This window comes from Xenorhabdus mauleonii (assembly GCF_900113945.1).
In the GTDB taxonomy this organism is placed as follows: Bacteria; Pseudomonadota; Gammaproteobacteria; order Enterobacterales; family Enterobacteriaceae; genus Xenorhabdus; species Xenorhabdus mauleonii.
Window position 1 is genome coordinate 1 of sequence record NZ_FORG01000059.1, and the last position, 4,825, is coordinate 4,825.

The window sequence follows — 4,825 nt, forward strand, 5'->3', positions numbered from 1 at the left end:
TATAGGTCATAGCGCATTTTCCTTTGGCGAGAAAGATGCCTACTATAGCAACTGGCCGCCTTTCTTAGAAATTGCACTTATTAGGCGAATCCAAGAACTATTTTTACTATATTTATGACACTTCTTGATAAATTGGTCTAATACAAAAATGTTTTTTCTTATTAGATTCATATTGCTATAAAGTTTTTTAATGGCTGAATTGTCATTTCGAACAATTAATTTTTAAAAAATACCCATTGTTTACAATACTCATATATACGCGTCGTACTTCAAGGTGCATGTATTATCATCCCGCGACGCGGGATGATAATACGCTGCTTCCAGAAACTTGGAGTTAATAGGGTATAGTGGTGAAACTATCTTTCGGATACGGTAGTGGCCATTTTGGGGGCTACGGAAAATTAAACAGTTATGTTAATGAAATACTTGAATTTCAAGCTACAATCAAAGGTGAATTCAAGATAACTAACGCTATGATCCAGAAAAAAACAATGCACTTAGCTGTACCTGAAAAAACCGCACCCGCACAATGGGTTGAAATCAACAAATCTATTAATTATGCTGCGGATAAAAACATTGACATAAAATTAATTTTGCAACACAAGTGATTTGCATACTTTCCATATAGTGAAAAAACTCAGTATCCTACCAATTAACCGAAACGCTAGGCATGCACTATAAAACCTAAAGCTAACTATAAATCAATAGACACAGTAAAAATAATGTATTATTACGTCACAATTTTCCGAATTTGATTGCCAACAGGGGTGGATATCAAACTATTCGAGCATTTTCCACTTTGATTAGATAAGGAAGATATTGTTTTGCGGTGGAAATCCTTTTCCTGAGGCAATTGGCCTTGGCAAAGTTGATTCTGGCACTGTAATCGAATGATTAAATTAAAGTTTAAGTTGAATATTGTTACGCTGCTGTTATATAACAAGATAAATATCCTTTAGTGCAATGAGTAATGTCAGTGTCAGAACCAAACAAAATTCTTCTCTTTTCCTATGGAACGCTGCAACTGGATTCGGTGCAACTTTCCTCTTTTGGCCGGCTGTTGGAAGGCCACAAAGATGCAATCCCCGGCTTTCGTAAAGAAATGCTGGAAATTAAAGATCCTGAAGTTATCCAGCAAAGCGGTGAAAGATTCCATCCAGTCGTTTTACCCTCAAAAGATCCATCTGATGAGGTAGCCGGAATGGTATTTGAAATTACCGAAAATGAACTTGCTGCTGCGGATAGATATGAAGTTTCCGATTACGAACGCATAAGTGTACTTTTAAGCTCAGGTAAATATGCTTGGGTTTATGTCAAAGCGTCATCAGCAAAGCATCATAAATAAGGCTTGCTATCAACGATGAGACAGTAATTTAATTTACTGTCTCCACTAGTGATCACAATGGCAAAATTATAATTTTGCGGCTAGTTTATTTGCCCTCTAATTTCAATTAGAGCATTCTACTGAAGATTGTCTGATTTTTTTCTTTATAGCGTATCTTATCTCCCTAAAAAGGGGAGTTATCTTTTGGAAGGTGTCCCATTGTGACTCATTCTTGTAGTTAAATGTCATCATGGTATGGACATACTTTAAGAATATAAAAGGTATTTAAAATGAAAAAATGGTTAGTAGCTGCGGCTTCAGTGCTCGTTCTTTCAGGCTGTAAAGTTGATGTTGAAACAAAAGTGAACACGGATGATTTGACGTCAGTTGAGCATAAACTTGTTCAGGGGGATATTAATGTTGAAGTGTCATCTTGTGCTAATTATGACGACTCACGCCAAGAATCAAAAGATTTAATCAATTTAAAACAGAAAATACCTACTATATTTACCGAAGCAAAATATGTCGAATGTTATAGGAAAAACTTTGATTCCTATGCACATTTCACTATTCCTGTTGCGGTGGGAGTGTTACCGGACGGTGGTCAGTTGGGTAGCAAAGCGGATGTTTTTATTCTTTCCCATAAAGAGGCTTATGCTGGTGCGGTGATCCCAAAAAATGTGCTGGCTAAAATTAAAAAGGCACAAAAAGATATGATGGGAAAACTGGATATCAGGATGAGTGTTATTCTTGAGAAAGGGGCTAAACCTGTGCCAACGCTGATTAGCCTTGGGACTTATATGACAAGCGGGAAAAATAAAGATTACCCTCTTGTGGCCAATGGAGTTAATTTGGCTAAAGAAATGAAGTTCAGGCTCTCGGATGTCTCCAACACAGCGTTGTCTAATGGTGAATTTGTCCCTTTCCTTGTTACACCTGATTATTTTAATTCCTTCCGGACAGATAAAAAATAGTCTGTTTTGTTTTGATACAAAACGACAATCATCTTTATTCTCAGGCCGCAGATATGCGGCTTTTTCAATCACAAAATAATGGAAGCATTGGATGATTTTGAATTTAATATAGATAATCATATTCGAATCATGTAGCTAGACCTTATCAGTTGTAGAAGATATTTTATTTATCCCCCAATCTATTATTTTATGCCATCCTGATATGCATTGAATTATCTCTTTAATTATCATTAATCAAACTTAATTCTCCATTATTAATGAACCGATTTAGTGTTGTTCACTGGCGGAGAAGTCAGCCGCCTTCATGTTATTTAGCAATTCTTATTGTTGATTAAATGAGGGAATAAATATGAGCACACAAGATAATAAACTGAATACACCATACCCTGAAGACTGTGATTTGTTTATGGTACCGAGTCGAAAATATGTGAAAGGAACAGTCGAGAGTAAAGTAGAAGAGCATGCCCAAAGTCGTAATCATCCCTATGCAACACAGGAAGAACCCGGATTTGTTACGTTAAGTAACGAAACAGACAGTAGTAGCGAAATAACCGTTGCAACGTCTAAGGCAGTAAAAAAAGCTTATGATCTTGCCAATACTGCCAATCAAAATGCTTTAAATAGTTCCAATCGCTATTTGGAAAAAAAGCAGAATGGAGCAGACATTCTTGATAAAGCAGAGTTTGTTAAAAATATTGGTTTATCAGAATTGGTTTATAAAACTGTAGGAAATGGCCCAAATCAGGTGCCAGATATGAATAGTTTTGATTCAAGCCTTAATGAATCTGGCTATCAAAAACTTCCAAGTGGATTAATTATTCAATGGGGAGTTGTAATTGGTGGACAAAATCCGAATGATCTCCGAAAATTTCCAATTCCATTCAAAAATAAATGTTTTGTTGTCACGGGGAGTTATGCCCTAGGAGGGGATTGGGGGCAAGGAATTTCTGCTGAAGTTAAATCAAAAGAAGAATTTTTAATTGTTGTTCATGATTCTCTCGGCGGTTGGTCAGGCTCTCGAGTGCAATATATCGCTATTGGATATTAACCGTATTTCATCTGGTGGAAATGAAACAATAATATATTGCGTCTCTTTCATTGTGTAGATTTTTCTATGGCGCCTGATGTAATTACTTTTTTCTTTCACACCAAATTCTCCAACATCTGGACACGGACGTCCAAGTCAAAGCCTGTTGGCATACTTCAAAGTTAATCATCTATATCTGTTGTCTTTCAAGTTGCCCCTTTATTGGCTGTATTCATTCACACCGGTCACCGTTTCTATAAATATACGGTTATCTATGCACCCGGAGGTTACTGAGAGGCTCCTGCCTCTCACCGGACGCCAGTCTGTGGTCCGCAAATTCATTCCCGACGCATTTGTCATTCATTTGCCAGATTGGAAATGTTTGCCCCTTCCTTTGGTCATGAGTTAAATACTGCCTTCCCGTTCGATAACGAGTATTCTTGCCTCACCGATTGGGTGGGCAACATGCTCAGTACCAACGGTTGCGTAAAATATATCACCTGTATTTAATGTTGCGATTTTTTCTTGCCCGCTATCTTTATAATGCATATTTACAGTGCCATCCATCACGGCAAAGACTTCCTCACCATCATTGATATGCCATTTATATGGCTGATCTGTCCAATGTAATTTAACTGTGACACCCTCAAGGTTGGTGATAAGGCGAGAACCCCATGCCTGTTCAGTTTTAAAGGTCTTGCTTTTGATATGTTCCATAATTTAGATTCATCTTAGGTTGTTAGCTATTATTAACATAATATGGTGTTCATGTGATTGACACAATATCTTGATATTTCTCTATAAATATCCTGTTGTTTATATAATTGCAAAGGGCTATCGGAAGGGAATTTATGAAACGAAAAAATAGCTTGAGCAGAAAGTGGAAAAGTGGATTAGTGCTAATTGCAATGAATTAATTTACTGTCCGGATGTCGCTACACGTTTACTATTTGATACTGTGGGCATCATCAAACTCAAACCAATATCATCGTACAGATAACATACAGACTTAGCGATAACGGAAAAAGTTGCCTATATTACCGCTGGGTGGGGAAGGGGGACGTTTTATCTTGTTGATTGATGGCAAGAATATTTTTTTAATCACTGTCTGATTAAAATATCTCGTAAAAACGAACTTGAATGAAGAGTTAGTTTTTGAATCAAGTAGTAAAACCGAAATTTTAAATGAGTAATCTATGTTTATTTATAAGGTTGCTCTATCACTATTTTGTTTTTATTGATGCTTTATTTATTTTAATAACCTTTCTATGTAAATTAGAATGATAAGTATTATTATCTTTCTGAGCTGTTTATCTGATGATTATTGTAATATTCATTAACCTAATGTTTTTAAAGTATTAACAGGTAATTGCTCAAGCTCTATAATAATTAAATTTTCATAAATCTTGGATTCACATATTAAGCGCAACACCGTAATGAACGAAGTAAATGAGTGGGCACTCCTTTAAATAATTCATTAGGTGTTTTGTAACCTCTCGT

At 36.1% G+C, this 4,825-nt stretch carries 5 protein-coding genes; 4 read left to right on the plus strand and 1 reads right to left on the minus strand.

The window, feature by feature from the left end:
- The first annotated feature begins 350 nt into the window (after window positions 1-350).
- The 4 genes from BM100_RS21820 (at window position 351) to BM100_RS21835 (ending at window position 3,346) form a co-directional block, all read left to right on the plus strand.
- Window positions 351-608, plus strand: a complete 258-nt coding sequence (locus tag BM100_RS21820) for an endonuclease toxin domain-containing protein (RefSeq protein WP_092514849.1) — start codon at window positions 351-353, stop codon at window positions 606-608.
- 368 nt (window positions 609-976) lie between these two features.
- Window positions 977-1,345, plus strand: coding sequence for a gamma-glutamylcyclotransferase family protein (locus BM100_RS21825; RefSeq protein ID WP_092514852.1), 369 nt, complete (start codon window positions 977-979; stop codon window positions 1,343-1,345).
- A 269-nt stretch (window positions 1,346-1,614) separates the two neighbouring features.
- Window positions 1,615-2,298 carry a DUF7424 family protein gene (locus tag BM100_RS21830; RefSeq protein ID WP_092514856.1) on the plus strand — a complete coding sequence of 228 codons (684 nt, stop codon included), beginning with the start codon at window positions 1,615-1,617 and terminating at the stop codon, window positions 2,296-2,298.
- A gap of 349 nt (window positions 2,299-2,647) precedes the next feature.
- Window positions 2,648-3,346, plus strand: a complete 699-nt coding sequence (locus tag BM100_RS21835) for a gp53-like domain-containing protein (RefSeq protein ID WP_092514858.1) — start codon at window positions 2,648-2,650, stop codon at window positions 3,344-3,346.
- Window positions 3,347-3,730: 384 nt separating this feature from the next.
- Here the strand turns inward: BM100_RS21835 and BM100_RS21840 are convergent, their stop codons facing one another.
- A complete protein-coding gene (locus tag BM100_RS21840; RefSeq protein WP_092514860.1) occupies window positions 3,731-4,042 on the minus strand; it encodes a cupin domain-containing protein in 312 nt (103 codons plus the stop codon).
- Between the last annotated feature and the right edge of the window lie 783 nt (window positions 4,043-4,825).

Coding starts and splice junctions, on each gene's coding strand:
- BM100_RS21830 (WP_092514856.1), top strand. CDS start 1,615: ATGAAAAAATGGTTAGTAGCTGCGGCTTCAGTGCTCGTTCTTTCAGGC.
- BM100_RS21835 (WP_092514858.1), top strand. CDS start 2,648: ATGAGCACACAAGATAATAAACTGAATACACCATACCCTGAAGACTGT.
- BM100_RS21840 (WP_092514860.1), bottom strand. CDS start 4,042: ATGGAACATATCAAAAGCAAGACCTTTAAAACTGAACAGGCATGGGGT.